The organism is Novosphingobium sp. B 225, assembly GCF_002198665.1.
Lineage (GTDB): Bacteria > Pseudomonadota > Alphaproteobacteria > Sphingomonadales > Sphingomonadaceae > Novosphingobium.
The window spans coordinates 1-13,111 of the sequence record NZ_MWLM01000073.1 but is presented as its reverse complement, the minus strand read 5'-3'; the positions used below and the strand labels follow the sequence as shown (position 1 = coordinate 13,111).

Annotated in this window: 19 protein-coding genes and 2 pseudogenes; 18 read left to right on the top strand and 3 right to left on the bottom strand. The window is 64.6% G+C overall.

Translation table 11 applies throughout. From position 1 onward, the window contains the following. The 6 genes and pseudogenes from MNBBLIKP_RS17380 to MNBBLIKP_RS17355 form a co-directional block, all read left to right on the top strand. Positions 1–591, top strand: a pseudogene (locus tag MNBBLIKP_RS17380) (class I SAM-dependent methyltransferase); the annotation flags it as partial. A gap of 20 nt (positions 592–611) precedes the next feature. Further along, on the top strand, positions 612–983 hold the full coding sequence (locus MNBBLIKP_RS17375) for a dihydroneopterin aldolase (RefSeq protein WP_088311541.1): 372 nt from the start codon (positions 612–614) through the stop codon (positions 981–983). After that, positions 983–1,321, top strand: a complete 339-nt coding sequence (locus MNBBLIKP_RS17370) for a Rossmann fold domain-containing protein (RefSeq protein ID WP_254913114.1) — start codon at positions 983–985, stop codon at positions 1,319–1,321. The genes MNBBLIKP_RS17375 and MNBBLIKP_RS17370 overlap by 1 nt, the downstream gene beginning before the upstream one ends. Then, positions 1,318–2,322, top strand: coding sequence for a GTP 3',8-cyclase MoaA (gene moaA, locus MNBBLIKP_RS17365; RefSeq protein WP_088311539.1), 1,005 nt, complete (start codon positions 1,318–1,320; stop codon positions 2,320–2,322). The genes MNBBLIKP_RS17370 and moaA overlap by 4 nt, the downstream gene beginning before the upstream one ends. A gap of 123 nt (positions 2,323–2,445) precedes the next feature. Continuing rightward, positions 2,446–2,682, top strand: a complete 237-nt coding sequence (locus tag MNBBLIKP_RS17360) for a MoaD/ThiS family protein (protein WP_088311538.1) — start codon at positions 2,446–2,448, stop codon at positions 2,680–2,682. A gap of 1 nt (position 2,683) precedes the next feature. Next, entirely contained in the window at positions 2,684–3,133 is a 450-nt protein-coding gene (locus tag MNBBLIKP_RS17355) for a molybdenum cofactor biosynthesis protein MoaE (RefSeq protein WP_088311537.1), read from the top strand. Between the two features lie 225 nt (positions 3,134–3,358). Here the strand turns inward: MNBBLIKP_RS17355 and MNBBLIKP_RS17350 are convergent, their stop codons facing one another. Next, positions 3,359–3,877, bottom strand: a complete 519-nt coding sequence (locus MNBBLIKP_RS17350) for a hypothetical protein (protein WP_088311536.1) — start codon at positions 3,875–3,877, stop codon at positions 3,359–3,361. Between the two features lie 202 nt (positions 3,878–4,079). Here MNBBLIKP_RS17350 and rplU point away from each other — a divergent pair, with 202 nt between their 5' ends. The 3 genes from rplU to MNBBLIKP_RS17335 all read left to right on the top strand — a co-directional run bounded on the left by rplU (position 4,080) and on the right by MNBBLIKP_RS17335 (position 5,503). Then, a complete protein-coding gene (gene rplU, locus MNBBLIKP_RS17345) occupies positions 4,080–4,433 on the top strand; it encodes a 50S ribosomal protein L21 (protein ID WP_088311535.1) in 354 nt (117 codons plus the stop codon). Positions 4,434–4,452: 19 nt separating this feature from the next. Further along, positions 4,453–4,719, top strand: a complete 267-nt coding sequence (gene rpmA / locus MNBBLIKP_RS17340; protein ID WP_088311534.1) for a 50S ribosomal protein L27 — start codon at positions 4,453–4,455, stop codon at positions 4,717–4,719. Between the two features lie 223 nt (positions 4,720–4,942). Next, on the top strand, positions 4,943–5,503 hold the full coding sequence (locus tag MNBBLIKP_RS17335) for a GNAT family N-acetyltransferase (protein WP_088311533.1): 561 nt from the start codon (positions 4,943–4,945) through the stop codon (positions 5,501–5,503). Between the two features lie 6 nt (positions 5,504–5,509). Here MNBBLIKP_RS17335 and MNBBLIKP_RS17330 read toward each other — a convergent pair whose 3' ends face one another. Then, positions 5,510–6,403: a metal-dependent hydrolase gene (locus MNBBLIKP_RS17330; protein WP_088311532.1), complete on the bottom strand. Its 894-nt coding sequence runs from the start codon at positions 6,401–6,403 to the stop codon at positions 5,510–5,512. A 28-nt stretch (positions 6,404–6,431) separates the two neighbouring features. Here MNBBLIKP_RS17330 and MNBBLIKP_RS17325 point away from each other — a divergent pair, with 28 nt between their 5' ends. From MNBBLIKP_RS17325 to ruvC, 6 genes are all read left to right on the top strand, one after another. Further along, a complete protein-coding gene (locus MNBBLIKP_RS17325) occupies positions 6,432–7,025 on the top strand; it encodes a TetR/AcrR family transcriptional regulator (protein ID WP_088311531.1) in 594 nt (197 codons plus the stop codon). A gap of 97 nt (positions 7,026–7,122) precedes the next feature. Next, positions 7,123–7,359, top strand: coding sequence for a DUF2312 domain-containing protein (locus MNBBLIKP_RS17320; protein WP_088311530.1), 237 nt, complete (start codon positions 7,123–7,125; stop codon positions 7,357–7,359). 59 nt (positions 7,360–7,418) lie between these two features. After that, positions 7,419–7,736, top strand: coding sequence for a YbjQ family protein (locus MNBBLIKP_RS17315; RefSeq protein WP_088311529.1), 318 nt, complete (start codon positions 7,419–7,421; stop codon positions 7,734–7,736). A 2-nt stretch (positions 7,737–7,738) separates the two neighbouring features. Further along, positions 7,739–8,227, top strand: a complete 489-nt coding sequence (locus tag MNBBLIKP_RS17310) for an arsinothricin resistance N-acetyltransferase ArsN1 family B (protein ID WP_088311528.1) — start codon at positions 7,739–7,741, stop codon at positions 8,225–8,227. 57 nt (positions 8,228–8,284) lie between these two features. Then, positions 8,285–9,028 (top strand): YebC/PmpR family DNA-binding transcriptional regulator, encoded by a 744-nt coding sequence (locus MNBBLIKP_RS17305; protein ID WP_088311587.1) that lies wholly within the window; start codon positions 8,285–8,287, stop codon positions 9,026–9,028. Positions 9,029–9,155: 127 nt separating this feature from the next. Next, positions 9,156–9,626, top strand: a complete 471-nt coding sequence (gene ruvC, locus MNBBLIKP_RS17300; protein WP_088311527.1) for a crossover junction endodeoxyribonuclease RuvC — start codon at positions 9,156–9,158, stop codon at positions 9,624–9,626. On the opposite strand, the gene MNBBLIKP_RS17295 is transcribed toward ruvC, so the two are convergent. Next, complete coding sequence (locus MNBBLIKP_RS17295; RefSeq protein WP_140420653.1) at positions 9,623–10,495, bottom strand: hypothetical protein; 873 nt, start codon at positions 10,493–10,495, stop codon at positions 9,623–9,625. The two genes, ruvC and MNBBLIKP_RS17295, sit on opposite strands and share 4 nt — an antisense overlap. Positions 10,496–10,645: 150 nt before the next feature. Here MNBBLIKP_RS17295 and ruvA point away from each other — a divergent pair, with 150 nt between their 5' ends. The 3 genes and pseudogenes from ruvA to MNBBLIKP_RS17280 form a co-directional block, all read left to right on the top strand. Then, the gene (ruvA, locus tag MNBBLIKP_RS17290; RefSeq protein WP_088311525.1) at positions 10,646–11,245 is read left to right on the top strand and encodes a Holliday junction branch migration protein RuvA; all 600 of its coding nucleotides are present in this window, start codon (positions 10,646–10,648) and stop codon (positions 11,243–11,245) included. Positions 11,246–11,470: 225 nt separating this feature from the next. Continuing rightward, a complete protein-coding gene (gene ruvB / locus MNBBLIKP_RS17285) occupies positions 11,471–12,511 on the top strand; it encodes a Holliday junction branch migration DNA helicase RuvB (RefSeq protein ID WP_088311524.1) in 1,041 nt (346 codons plus the stop codon). 228 nt (positions 12,512–12,739) lie between these two features. Continuing rightward, a pseudogene (locus MNBBLIKP_RS17280) lies at positions 12,740–13,111 on the top strand (PEP-CTERM sorting domain-containing protein); the annotation flags it as partial.

Genomic DNA, 13,111 nt, shown 5'->3' with positions numbered 1-13,111 from the left:
GGAGGGGGAACGGAGGGCAGCGCGCCCCCTCCGTCAGCCGCTGACGCGGCTGCCACCTCCCCCAGAGGGGGAGGATTTTCCAGCCTCAACCTGTTCGGCTATACCGGCGTCGGCACGCTCGCGCTGTCACAGTACGGCCCGGTCACCCATGTCGATGCCAGCAAGAAATCGGTCGCTCAGGCCCGCGCCAATACCGCGCTGGCCGGGATGGAAGACCGCCCGGTGCGCTGGATCGTGGACGATGCGACCAAATTTGCCGCGCGCGAAGTGCGGCGCGGGCGGCGCTATGACGGGATCATCCTTGATCCGCCCAAATTCGGACGCGGCCCGGAAGGCGAAGTGTGGCGGCTGGAGGAACACCTTGGCGGCCTGCTCGCCGATTGCCGCCAGCTGCTTGATGCTGATAGCCGCTTTCTGTTCCTGACGGTCTATGCCGTGCGGATGAGCTCGCTGGCATTAGCCGGGCTGATGGACGAGATTTTTTCGGACCTTCCCGGCACGATCGAGCACGGCGACCTTGCGATGCGCGAGCAGGGGGACGATGGTCGGCTGCTGCCCACCGCGATCTTTGCCCGCTGGCGCAATGGCTAAATAGTAAGTAAAGCACACTAATGACCGACAGTCTGATCCTTGAAGTGGCCAATCTGGAAGTGGATGTCCTGACCGGCATCTATTCGGAGGAAACCGGGCGTCCGCAGCCGCTGCGCATCTCGATCCAGGTGCGGCTGAAGCCGGCCGAGCGTTACGAGCCAGATACTCCGCTTGATGCCAGCAAGAATTACATGGACCTCAAATTCACCGCCACCGGGGCCTTGCCGTCGGGGGTCCATTTCAAGCTGATCGAAGCCGTGGCCGATCACATCTGCGATACCCTGTTCGTGGCGGATACGCGGGTAGAGGCAGTGACGGTCAAGATCGTCAAGCTGGCGATCAGTGAGAACGGCGAGGAAATCGGCATGACCCTGACCCGCGAGCGGCGCTGATGCAATTGCTGCGCGTCACCGGCCTGCCTGCGGGCGCGCTGGCGGCGGCGGCGGAGTTTTATGCGCGGGTGTTTCCACCCCTAAATCCTCCCCCAGAGGGGGAGGATCTGCTGATCGTCTTCCCGCCGGCCGATCATACCCACCAGGCATGGCGGCTCGCCGCTGTGCAGCAACTGGCGCGCGATTGGGCCCCGGCCCGGGTCAACGCCGTGGCCAGCGCCAGCGAAGCGGCGATTGCGGCGGCGGCGGCCTATCTCGACCAGGCACCCGGGCTGACCGGGCAAGTGCTCGAACTGGATGACGCCGGGGCCGGCGCTGTGGTAAGCGCCGGGCAATGACCGCGCCCGCGCCCCTGATTGACCAGTTCAACCGCCGCATTTCCTATCTGCGGCTGTCGGTGACTGATCGCTGCGATCTGCGCTGTGCCTATTGCATGCCCGAACGCCAGACCTTCCTGCCGCGCAAGGATGTGTTGAGCCTTGAAGAACTGCACAAGCTGGCGCTGGGCTTCATCGATCGCGGAATTACCAAGCTGCGCCTGACCGGGGGCGAACCGCTGGTGCGGCGCGACATGATCGAGCTGGTCAAGGCGCTGGGCCGCAAGCTGGGGGACGGGCTGGAAGAACTGACGCTCACCACCAATGCGACGCGGCTGGCCGAATTTGCCGATGATCTGCGCGAAGCGGGCGTGCGGCGGATCAATGTCTCGCTCGATACGCTGGACCGCGCGGCCTTTGCCCGGCTCGCCCGGCGCGATTCGCTGCCGCAAGTGCTGGAAGGGATCGCGGCGGCGCAGGCGGCGGGACTGACGGTAAAGCTCAACACCGTGGCGCTGAAAGATCTCAATCAGGCCGAGATTCCCGCGCTGGTGGAATGGGCCCACGCCCGCGCGATGGACCTGACCCTGATCGAGGTGATGCCGCTGGGCGAGGTTGAGACCGACCGGTTCGACCATTATCTGCCGCTGAGCGAAGTTCGCGCCGCGCTCGACGCGCGCTGGACGCTGAGTGACAGTCCGCACCGCACGGGAGGCCCGGCGCGCTATGCCGATGTGGCTGAAACTGGCGGGCGGATCGGCTTTATCACGCCGCTGACCAACAATTTCTGCGAAGGATGTAACCGCGTGCGGGTGACTGCCACCGGGCAAATGCACCCCTGCCTGGGCGGCAACGAACAGGTCGATCTGCGCGCCGCGCTGCGCAGCGCCGATCCCGATGCGGCGCTGTCCACCGCGCTCGATGTCGCGATGAAGATCAAGCCGCTGCGCCACCACTTCGACATTTCCGCCCCCGGCGGCGCGCCCGCTGTGGCGCGGCATATGTCAACCACGGGTGGCTGAAGTGAACGCTGCGCTAATCCCCCCCTCCGCTTCAGAGGAAGGGGCCGGGGGGTGGTGGCGGCACGCGACCACATCTGCGGAACCACACCACCCCCAACCCCCTCCACTGAAGAGGAGGGGGCTTTGAGCGCGAAACTGGTGTTCCTTGGGCGGCTGGCCGACCTGGCTGGTGCGAGCGAGTTGGACGTGCCGGGCGGTGCGCTGCAAGACATCCTCGCCACGCTGCCCGCCCCGCTCGCGCTGGCCCTGCTCGATGAACGGGTGCGCTTTGCGCTCAACGGCGAACTGGTCGGCGAACGCGCGCTGGTGCTGGGGGACGGGGATGAACTGGCTTTCCTGCCCCCGGTAAGCGGCGGCTGACATGGCGGCCGATGTCCGCCTGTGCCTGACCCCGTTCGATCCCGCGCTGGAACAGGCCCAGTTCGCGCGGGCCCATCCGCAGGCGGGCGGCGTGGTCAGCTTTCTGGGGCAAGTGCGGCAGGACGGCGAGGTGCAGGCGCTGGAGCTGCAGCACTATGCCCCGCTGACCCTGCCGGGGATGCAGGCGCTGGGTGACGCCACGCTGGCCCGCTGGCCGCTGGACGGGCTGCTGATCCTGCACCGCAGCGGGGTGATGGTGCCGGGCGATCCGATCGTACTGGTCGCCGCCGCCGCGCGCCATCGCCGCGATGCTTTTGCCGCGGCGGACTATGCGATGGATCACCTCAAAAGCGAATCGTGGTTCTGGAAACGCGAGCAGCGCGGCGGCGAATGGCGCTGGATCGAACCGCGCGCCGAAGACCATGCCGACAAGGCCCGCTGGGCGAACTGATTGCAGCGCAGAAACGCCTTTCCTACATCACCGCGATCTGCGACGAATCGTGCTGACAGGATTTGCAAAAGTCACAAAGGTCACACAGTGCAAAACAGCGTTTTCGCGTGACCTTTGTGACCTTTGTGACTTTTGTGACCTTTGTCACCTTTGTCACCTTTCAGGATCAGCGCAGGTCAGGTGGCTCGATCAGGCTCGAAATTGCAGAAGCGGGTAATCGGGCGCTCAGCGCAGCTGGGCCTTCAGGGCGTCAATCGCCGCGCTCTCGTCGCTGAGCAGGCCCTGCACGGTATTGCGGGCCGCAGCGATCTCGCCGGCGGACTGGCCATCGACCACCGCGCTGACATAGAGCGCGTCAAGCTCGGCCATTGGCAGCGCGGTCTGGCTGCGGGCGCTTTCAAGCTCAGACAGGGCGATGGTGGCCACTGACCATGCCTCGCTGCCCATGGCTGACCCGGCAGCAGCGCTGACAAGGCCGCGGGCGGCGGCTTGCTTGTCGCGGAATTTGCGGTCAGCGGCGCGCGCTTCGCCCAGCAGCGAATCGAGCTTGCCCAGGGTTGCCGAGCTAGCGGGGGCGGGCGCTTCGGGACTGGGCGTCACTACCGGGGCGCTGCCCGTCACCCGCTCAACCGGGCGGCGTGCCAGCGAGGGGTAGGACGCAGCGTCGCTGGCGCAGGCAGACAGGGTGCAGGCGCTGCAAATCAGGAGAATGGCGGAAACAGCGGCGGGTTGCGGGCGGAGCATGTGCGGGCCATAGCAGTTTGCGCGATCAATGCCAGCCGGGCTTAGATTCCTGCGCGTGCGGCGTTGACAGTTTCGGGAGCTTCGACTAGGGGCAGCCCTTCTTCCGGCCCCCCTGCCGTCTGGCGGGGCGTCCGGCGCGCTGTGTGATTCGGGTTTCCGGGGTGGGCAGCGTGATCAGACTTATTGAACGGATGCAGGTACCATGTTCGCAGTAGTGCGCACCGGCGGCAAGCAATATCGGGTTGCTGCCGGAGACAAGATCGCGGTTGAAAAGCTCAGCGGTGAAGCCGGTGACAAGGTCACCTTGGGCGATGTCCTGCTGGCCGGTGACGGCGGTGAGATCAAGGACGCTGCCGGCGTGGTCGTTTCTGCGGAAATCATCGCCCAGGCGAAGTCGGAAAAGGTGATCGTTTTCAAAAAGCGTCGCCGCCACAACTATCGCCGCCGCAACGGGCATCGCCAGCAGATGACCCTGCTGCGCATCCTTGCCGTTGGTGGTGAGGAAAAGAAGGCTAAGAAGGCTGCCCCCAAGGCCGCCGAAGCCGCTGCTGAATAAGATTTCGGAGTAGTTTGCAATGGCACACAAGAAAGCAGGCGGTTCGTCGCGTAACGGTCGTGATTCGGCCGGCCGTCGCCTTGGCGTGAAGAAGTTCGGCGGTCAGGAAGTGATCGGCGGCAATATCATCATCCGCCAGCGCGGGACCCGCGTGTACCCCGGCGCCAATGTCGGCATCGGCAAGGACCACACCCTGTTTGCCCTCGCCGAAGGCCGCGTGCGCTTTCACGATGGCAAACTTGGCCGCAAATACGTGTCGGTCGATATGCCGGTCGCTGCCGAATAACGGACAGTCGCTAACGGGCTGTCCCTGATGGGATGGCCCCGCCGGTCCACACACCGGCTCGAACGAGGGAGAGGGGCCAACCCGTCTCCCTTTTTTCGTCTCTCCCTCAGCACGCCTTGCTCAAGCCGCCCCGATCAGGGGCCGGGCGGACGCAAGCCGTAATGGCAATGTCACACCCGGGCGCTAGAGCGCCTGCGTGGGGCGAATGACGGGAGTAGAAGAGATGTTCATTCGCAGTGAAAGGTTGTTCCTGCGCCCCGGCTGGCCCGAGGACTGGCAGGAATTGCTGGAACGGATCGATGATGAGGCAGTGGCGAAAAACCTCGCCAAAGTGCCGTGGCCCTATACCGAGGGCGACGCGCGCTGGTTTGCCGGCCAGCCCCAGCATCCGCGCATGCCGCACTTCTTCGTAACCCTGCCCAGCAGCCAGGAACCGGCCCGGATCATCGGCTGCGTCGGGCTGGCCGAGGATGAGGGCGAGGCCGAGCTGGGCTACTGGTTCGCGCGCGAGCACTGGGGCCGCGGCTATGCCAGCGAAGCCGCGCGCGCGGTGATATCACTCGCCCGCACGCTCGGGCACAGCGTCCTTCGCGCGGGGCATTTCGTTGACAACCCGGCCTCGGGACGGGTGCTGCGCAAGGTCGGGTTCCGCCCGACTGGCGAAATGCGCAAACGCTTCAGCCTGGCCCGTGGGCGGGAAGTTGATTCGGTTGAGCACCGGCTCGAACTGGCCGACCCGTGCAATTGCGACGGGCCGGACCGAATGTTCAAACGCGCCGCGTAGCTGGCCTCAGGCGAGCACGGCGTCCGGGAACTCGCTGTCGGCCTTGCCGATCAGGGCACGGTCGTCGTGGTTCCAGGGGTGGAAGCCGGGCATGAAATAGGCGAACCAGGCTGGAACGATCTTGCGCAGCACGCCGGGGGTGCCAAACAGGTACCAGGCCAGCTTGGCCTTGGTCTTCCACCCGGTCAGCCCGTCCTGCGCCAGCAGTTCCAGCGTGTCGGCCCAGCGGTTCTTGATGAAGTTCTGGGTAATCACCAGCATCATCAGCGACTTGATCCGATAGCGCCGCCAGGTGCTCCAGGTGCGGGTGGCGTGCATGAAGGTGTCAAAAGCGACACCCTTGTGCTCGATCTCTTCGATCGCGTGCCAGCGCCACAGCGCCACGGTTTCCGGATCACCGCCCGCGAAATGCCTGGGATTGGCGAGGAATTCGTGTGCCATCATCGCGGTATAGTGTTCCAGCGCCATGGTCGCGCAAAGATTGACGATCGCGGGCCGCTTGCGAATCTCGATCATCAGTTCCGCGATCCGGGCATCGATCTTCTCAATGTCATAGCCGGCATCCTGCGCCGCCTTGTTGAGCACGATGTGTTCGCGGGTGTGGTTGATTTCCTGCTTCACGAAAGCGCGAATCTCGGCCTCCAGCTTGGGCGGCACGCCCTCGCGGTGGGCTTTGACTGCTTCGATGAACAGCGCTTCTCCGCGCGGGAAAGTGGCGGACAGCGCGTTATGCCAGGCGGTGGCGACCGGATCATCGTTCAGCCACCAGCGCGGCGGGGCCTTGTCGCGGCCGAACCGGCGGTCGCGGACAACGATCTCAAGATCAGCGGGGGTCGGAACCGCCTTGCCCGAAGCGGGCTGGGGTTCTACGTCGAGGGGGAATGTGGTTGGTGCGTTCATGCCAGCCGATATAGAGTAACTTACATTGATGTCAATAAGAAAGCGTCTGACCCAGGAAGAGAGCCGCACTGTCGCGCTGGAAGCCGCGCGGGCGCTGCTGATCGAGCTGGGCCCGCAGGCCGTGACGCTGAAAGCAGTCTCGGCGCGAATCGGGCGCACTCACGCCAACCTGCTGCACCATTTCGGTTCCGCTGCCGGGCTGCAGAAATCGCTGGCGGAGCATCTGGCGGTAACAATCTGCGCGACGATCGAGGACGCGGTGATCGCCAGCCGCACCGGCCTTGGCAGCCCGCGCGACGTGGTTGATCTGACTTTCGATGCCTTTGACAAGGAGGGCGGCGCGGCGCTCGCCAGCTGGATGCTGGTCAGCGGCAATGAAGATGCGCTCGATCCGATCGTCGATGTGATTCACGATCTGGTCGATGATCTCGACGAATTCGGATCGGGCAAGATGCGCCCGATTACCCATGCACTGTGCCTGATGGCACTGGGCGATGCCTTGATGGGCAGCGCGCTGACGCAAAGCCTGGACCTGCCCCGCACTTCGGCGCGCGATCTGGCCGAACAGATGCTGGTCGATCAGGCGATCAAGGCCGGGATCGTCACGCTGGCCAGGGAATAAGGCCCACCGATCTTTCCACAGCCCGGCCTTTGCCCGAATCTCTCGTGCCCGCTATCGGCCTCGCTCAACTGATTCATTCCCTGGGAGTTATGCCAAAATGGCCGAAGCCACCGACGACCGCCTGCGCCTGCTGATCGAACGCGTTGAACGCCTGGAAGAAGAAAAGAAGGGCATCGGCGACGACATCAAGGACGTTTACGCCGAAGCCAAGGCCGTCGGCTATGATGCCAAGATCATGCGCCAGATCGTCCGCCTGCGTAAGATGAAGCCCGATGATCGCAAGGAAATGGAAGCAATTCTGGACCTTTACAAGGCGGCACTGGGTCTCGGTTGATCTTGGCGGCAGCGTCCCTATCTCTGCTTGCAGGATGGCTTTGTGAAAGGACGTTTCCGATGATCTCCACCACCACCGCCCTGATCGAAGGCAAGCCGGTTCAGCAATACCTGGGTATCGTGACCGGCGAAGTGATTGTCGGCGCGAATATCTTTCGCGATCTGTTTGCCGGGATCCGTGACATTGTTGGCGGGCGTTCGGGCTCTTACGAAAATGTGCTGGCCGATGCCCGCCGCCAGGCGATTGCCGAAATGGAAGCCGAAGCCGGAAAGCTGGGCGGCAACGCGGTGATCGGGGTCGATCTCGATTACGAAGTGCTGGGCGCCAATGGCTCGATGCTGATGGTGAGCTGTTCGGGCACGGCGGTGATCGTCTAGGCGTGGAAATCCGCCCGGCCATTGCCGCGCGCGATGCGGCGCGCTGCGCGGAGATCTATCGCCCGTTCGTCACTGATGGCTGGACCAGTTTTGAAACCGATCCGCCTGATGCCGATGAAATGGCCCGGCGCATGGGGGATTATGGTGCCAGCCACGCATGGCTGGTCGCGCTGCGCGGCGGAGAGGTGGCCGGCTATGCCTATGCCTCTGCGCACCGCACGCGGGCGGCCTATGCCAGTTCCTGCGATGTCGCGGTCTATGTCGATCCGGCCTTTGCCCGGCAGGGGATCGGGCAGGCGCTCTATGCGCGGTTGCTGCCGATGCTGGCGGACCGGGGCTTTCACGCCGCCTATGCCGGAATCGCCCTGCCGAATCCCGGTTCGATCGGCCTGCACGAGGCGATGGGCTTTACCCCCGTGGGGATTTACCGCGAGGTCGGTTGGAAATGCGGCGGCTGGCGCGATGTCGGATGGTGGCAGCGGTTGCTTTGAACCCGCTTAGCGGTGTATGGGCCGCGCCAATTCCACACCAATCAAGCGACGGCGAAAATGGCAGGCCATTCCAAATTCAAGAACATCATGCACCGCAAGGGTGCGCAGGATAAGAAGCGCGCAGGGCTTTTTTCCAAGCTGTCGCGCGAAATCACCGTCGCGGCCAAGATGGGCATGCCCGATCCGGACTTTAACCCGCGGCTGCGCGCGGCGGTCAATGCCGCCAAGGCCCAATCGGTGCCCAAGGACAATATCCAGCGCGCGATCGACAAGGCCAGCAAGGGCGATGCCGAGAATTACGAGGAAATCCGCTATGAAGGCTATGGCCCGGGCGGCGTCGCGCTGATCGTTGAAGCGCTGACCGACAACCGCAATCGCACCGCCACCAATGTCCGCACGGCCTTTGCCAAGAACGGCGGCAATCTGGGCGCGAGCGGTGCGGTCAGCCACGGGTTCGAACGGCTTGGCCTGATCGAATACCCGGGCAGCGCTGGTAGCGCCGACACCGTGTTCGAAGCCGCGCTGGAAGCTGGCGCGGATGACGTTGAAAGCGATGACGATAGCCATGCAATCTGGGTGGCGATGGAAAACCTCCATCCCGTCGCGCGCGAACTTGAAAAGACCCTGGGTGAGGCTGAAGGCGTCAAGCTGGCGTGGAAGCCCGGCATCAAGGCCGAAGTCGGCGAAGACGATGCCCGCACCCTGCTCAAGCTGATCGACGTGCTGGACGATGACGATGACGTCCAGACCGTCTGGGGCAATTACGAAATCCCCGATGCGGTGATGGAGAAGCTGTCCTGATCCTCCCCCTTTGGGGGAGAAGGACCGCCGCCGCAGGCGGTGGTGGACGGGGCATGGCCGTGTGCTGCAAGCCCCCTCAGTCAATTGCTTCGCAACTGCCAGCTCCCCCAAAGGGGGAGCATCTTGAATGCTGATCATCGGCCTCGATCCCTCGCTCAGCTGCACCGGCTGGGGGATTATCGCCAAAAGCGGTAACCGGCTGAGCCACATTGCCAACGGTCAGGTCCGCACCGATCCCAAGGCCAGCCTGCCGCAGCGGCTCGTCACGCTTGATCGCGAGCTGACCGACGTGCTGCTCCACTACCGTCCGGACAGCGGCGCGGTGGAAGAAGTGTTCGTCAACAAGAACCCGCAGTCCACGCTCAAACTGGGTCAGGCGCGGGGGGTGTGCCTGCTGGCTCTGGCGCGGGCCGGGCTGCCGGTGGCAGAATATGCCACCCGGCTGGTCAAGAAAGCGATTGTCGGCACCGGCGGAGCGGAGAAGGCCCAGGTCCAGGCGATGCTGGGGGTGCTGCTGCCGGGCGTGAAACTGGCCGGGGCTGACGCCGCCGACGCGCTCGCCGTGGCGATCACCCATGCCCACCTGGTTCGGGGTTAGAGCGGGCCCAGCTGCGTTCGCTCAAAGGATTCCAATCCGCTGGCCGCCGCTTTGGCCTCGGCGGTCCGGCGGGCTGTCTCTTCGGGCTTATGCGATGCGCGGGTAAAAGCGGTGATCGCCACGGGGTAGCTGCTCAGCTGGTCCTGCAGGTGCTGGCGCATCGCCTTGAGATAGTCCTGGCTGGCCTGGGGCTGGCTCTTGATCAGGTTCAGTACCACCGGATCGTCGCTGCCGCGCAGATAGGCGCGAATGGCCAGCTTGACCGCCAGACCCGCATCCTTGGCGGCATAGGCCAGGCGGCTTCGCAGGGCAAAGGCCGGGGCGGCATCCAGCAGCAGCGCCGGATCATAGCCCGCCAGCGCAATCGCCTGATTGGCAAAGCCCAGCGCGGCGGAATTGTCTCCCGCAGCCATCCGGAAATTGGCCCGCGCGCCCAGCAGATCAACCTGGGTATAGCCGATCGAATATTCGCCCCCCACGATCACCGAGCCGCTGGCCGCATTGGTGAACACCGGAAAGCGTGACAGCGGCGGGGTGGTGAGCAGCACCAGCTCCGCCTCGGCCAGATCGCGCTTGTCCAGCTGTTCCAGCAGCTGCATCCGCTTGAAGCGTGAATGGGCGATCTTGTACGGGGTCTGCCGGGGCAATTTGGCGCAAGCCAGAAAGAGGTCCGCCGCCTTGAGCGAGGGGCCCAGCATGCTGATCACCGGGGCTTCGATGCATGGCGCGGCCTTGGTCGGATCGTCGGCTTTCGCTGCTGCCGGCGCGGCCGGGCCAGCCTTCGCCGCAGCAGGTACGCCAGCCAGGCCGATCGCGGCCAGCACGATGGCGGTCAAACGGGGCAGGACGGCTGGCGGGATAGGCGGCATGCGGGGTTCCTTGGCGCGGTGATTGCGGCGTGCTGGCACAACCCGTTGCGCAATCCTAGGACGAATGCGCCATGCCGCGCGGCCAGCAGCGGGGGACTGCGCCTTTTTTGGCGCTTTCAAGCGCCGCCGCTCTGTGCAATAGAACAAACCATGATCGCAAAGCTGACCGGCACGCTTGATGATTTCGGCCCCGACTGGGCGGTGATCGATGTCGCGGGGGTGGGCTATCTGGTCCACGCTTCGGCCAAGACGCTTGATGCCATGGGGGTGCGGGGGGACCGGGTGACGGTCCATACCGAACTGCAGGTGAGCGAAAATGACATGCGCCTGATCGGCTTTTCCAGCGGAGAGGAACGCGCCTGGTTCCGCCTGCTGACCGGCATTCAGGGCGTGGGCAGCAAGATGGCACTGGCAGTGCTGTCCGCGCTGTCGGTCGAAGAAGTGCAGCGCGCCTGCGCCAGCGGCGACGCCGCGATGGTCGCCCGCGCGCAAGGGGTGGGGCCCAAGCTGGCGGGCCGGATCGTCAATGAATTGAAGGACAAGGCCGGCGCGCTGCCCTCTGCCGCTGGCGTGGCCGTTGCCGCCGCCCGGCAAGGTTCCGCCAGCGCGGATGCGGTTTCGGCCCTGCAGAACCTGGGGTTCAAACCGAACGTGGCGACGGAGGCCGTTGCGCGGGCGCTTGATGAGCTGGGTGAGGGTGCGGAGCTGGATGCACTGATCCGGGTCGGATTGAAGAGGGCGGCGGGGTGAGCAGCTGCCACTCCCCTCAAACTCGTCACCCTGAACTTGTTTCAGGGTCCATCGTGCAGCAAATGCTGGACTTGGTATGAAACGACGTGCCTCTGCTCTTTTGGCATCTGTCGCCATGGGCATCGGACTCTTGCTCGGCTGGCATCTTCACGCTTGGCTTGATCTTGACGGCTGTCTCGACGGCGGCGGTGCGTGGGACTATTCGAAGCAGACGTGCCGCTACCAATGACCGATAACCCCCTCCTCACCCCGCACCGCAGCGTTGAAGACGCCGATGCCGCCTTGCGGCCCAAGACGCTGGCCGAATTCGTCGGGCAGGCGGCGGCGAAGGATAACCTGCGGGTGTTTATCGAAAGCGCCAAAAGCCGCGGCGAGGCGATGGATCATGTGTTGTTCTTTGGCCCGCCGGGGCTGGGCAAGACCACGCTGGCGCAGATTGTCGCCAAGGAGCTGGGGGTGGGTTTTCGCGCCACGTCCGGCCCGGTGATTGCCAAATCGGGCGATCTGGCCGCGCTGCTGACCAATCTTGAACATGGCGACGTCTTGTTCATTGACGAGATTCACCGGCTCAATCCTGTGGTTGAGGAAGTGCTCTATCCCGCGATGGAAGACCGCGCGCTGGACCTGATCATTGGTGAAGGACCATCGGCGCGGTCGGTGCGGATCGATCTGCCGCCGTTTACTCTGGTCGGCGCGACCACGCGGCAGGGACTGCTGACGACTCCGCTGCGCGACCGCTTCGGGATTCCGGTGCGGCTCAATTTCTATACGGTCGACGAGCTGGAACGGGTGGTGACACGCGGGGCCGGGCTGCTTGGCATCGGGATCGACAGCGCCGGAGCGCGCGAAATTGCGCGGCGCGCACGCGGGACGCCGCGGGTGGCGGGGCGGCTGTTGCGGCGGGTGCGCGATTTCGCCCATGTCGCGGGCGATGGGGTGATCACCGGGGCGCTGGCCGATCAGTCGCTGACCCGGCTTGAGGTTGACGCGCTGGGGCTGGATGCCCAGGATCGGCGCTATCTCCACATGATTGCCGACATTTACAAAGGCGGTCCGGTGGGGGTCGAAACCCTGGCCGCGGGCCTGTCGGAACCGCGTGACACGATCGAGGAAGTGATCGAACCGTTCCTGATCCAGCTGGGACTGGTGGCCCGCACCGCGCGCGGGCGCTGTCTGAACGATCGCGGCTGGAAGCACCTGGGAATCACCCCGCCGCAAGGGGGGCAACAGGGCTTGTTCGATTCTGCCGACAGTGGCGAAGATTAACCCTTGGCCCGGCGATACGTTGGCATTTGCCCGGCATTTGGTTCCATATTGGGACACAAGCTGTTCCGCCAGGCCATGACAGTGCAGATTCCCGATCCGGGACCGCAAAAACACGGTTAACACGATTGCCGCTTTAACTTTCCTCTGCGTTTTTGGCGCTACAGGGGCATGAAGGTTGCAGTCCGTGCAGCCGGTTGCTCCCCGTAGAGCTAATAGAGAGCAGAGCTTATGTCGGTTCGGATGGCACTGGTGAAATTGTCCGCGTTCGCCGCGGGTGGTGCGATCATCGGGGGTGGGGCGGTCCATGTGGCCGAAGCTCCCGCCGCGCAGGTGCAATACGTCAAGCACGCCAAGGGCGCGGCAGTGGCCAAGAGCGGCCCGGCCAAGCGCAAGGTCGTCAAGCGCTATGTCTCGGCCGAGCCGCGCAAGATGAAGCGTATTCGCCGCGTCGTGACCAAGAGCTATTCCTGCGCAGCGCCGGAACAGCAGCAGATGGCCGTAGCCATGCCGATGCCGCAGTTGCCGCAGCTGCCCGCCATGCCCGCACCTTCGGGCGGCGGTGATGCCCCGATGATCATCGGCGGTTCGGGCGGCTTTGGC

Coding starts and splice junctions, on each gene's coding strand:
- MNBBLIKP_RS17375 (WP_088311541.1), top strand. CDS start 612: ATGACCGACAGTCTGATCCTTGAAGTGGCCAATCTGGAAGTGGATGTC.
- MNBBLIKP_RS17370 (WP_254913114.1), top strand. CDS start 983: ATGCAATTGCTGCGCGTCACCGGCCTGCCTGCGGGCGCGCTGGCGGCG.
- moaA (WP_088311539.1), top strand. CDS start 1,318: ATGACCGCGCCCGCGCCCCTGATTGACCAGTTCAACCGCCGCATTTCC.
- MNBBLIKP_RS17355 (WP_088311537.1), top strand. CDS start 2,684: ATGGCGGCCGATGTCCGCCTGTGCCTGACCCCGTTCGATCCCGCGCTG.
- MNBBLIKP_RS17350 (WP_088311536.1), bottom strand. CDS start 3,877: ATGCTCCGCCCGCAACCCGCCGCTGTTTCCGCCATTCTCCTGATTTGC.
- rplU (WP_088311535.1), top strand. CDS start 4,080: ATGTTCGCAGTAGTGCGCACCGGCGGCAAGCAATATCGGGTTGCTGCC.
- rpmA (WP_088311534.1), top strand. CDS start 4,453: ATGGCACACAAGAAAGCAGGCGGTTCGTCGCGTAACGGTCGTGATTCG.
- MNBBLIKP_RS17335 (WP_088311533.1), top strand. CDS start 4,943: ATGTTCATTCGCAGTGAAAGGTTGTTCCTGCGCCCCGGCTGGCCCGAG.
- MNBBLIKP_RS17330 (WP_088311532.1), bottom strand. CDS start 6,403: ATGAACGCACCAACCACATTCCCCCTCGACGTAGAACCCCAGCCCGCT.
- MNBBLIKP_RS17325 (WP_088311531.1), top strand. CDS start 6,432: ATGTCAATAAGAAAGCGTCTGACCCAGGAAGAGAGCCGCACTGTCGCG.
- MNBBLIKP_RS17320 (WP_088311530.1), top strand. CDS start 7,123: ATGGCCGAAGCCACCGACGACCGCCTGCGCCTGCTGATCGAACGCGTT.
- MNBBLIKP_RS17315 (WP_088311529.1), top strand. CDS start 7,419: ATGATCTCCACCACCACCGCCCTGATCGAAGGCAAGCCGGTTCAGCAA.
- MNBBLIKP_RS17305 (WP_088311587.1), top strand. CDS start 8,285: ATGGCAGGCCATTCCAAATTCAAGAACATCATGCACCGCAAGGGTGCG.
- ruvC (WP_088311527.1), top strand. CDS start 9,156: ATGCTGATCATCGGCCTCGATCCCTCGCTCAGCTGCACCGGCTGGGGG.
- MNBBLIKP_RS17295 (WP_140420653.1), bottom strand. CDS start 10,495: ATGCCGCCTATCCCGCCAGCCGTCCTGCCCCGTTTGACCGCCATCGTG.
- ruvA (WP_088311525.1), top strand. CDS start 10,646: ATGATCGCAAAGCTGACCGGCACGCTTGATGATTTCGGCCCCGACTGG.
- ruvB (WP_088311524.1), top strand. CDS start 11,471: ATGACCGATAACCCCCTCCTCACCCCGCACCGCAGCGTTGAAGACGCC.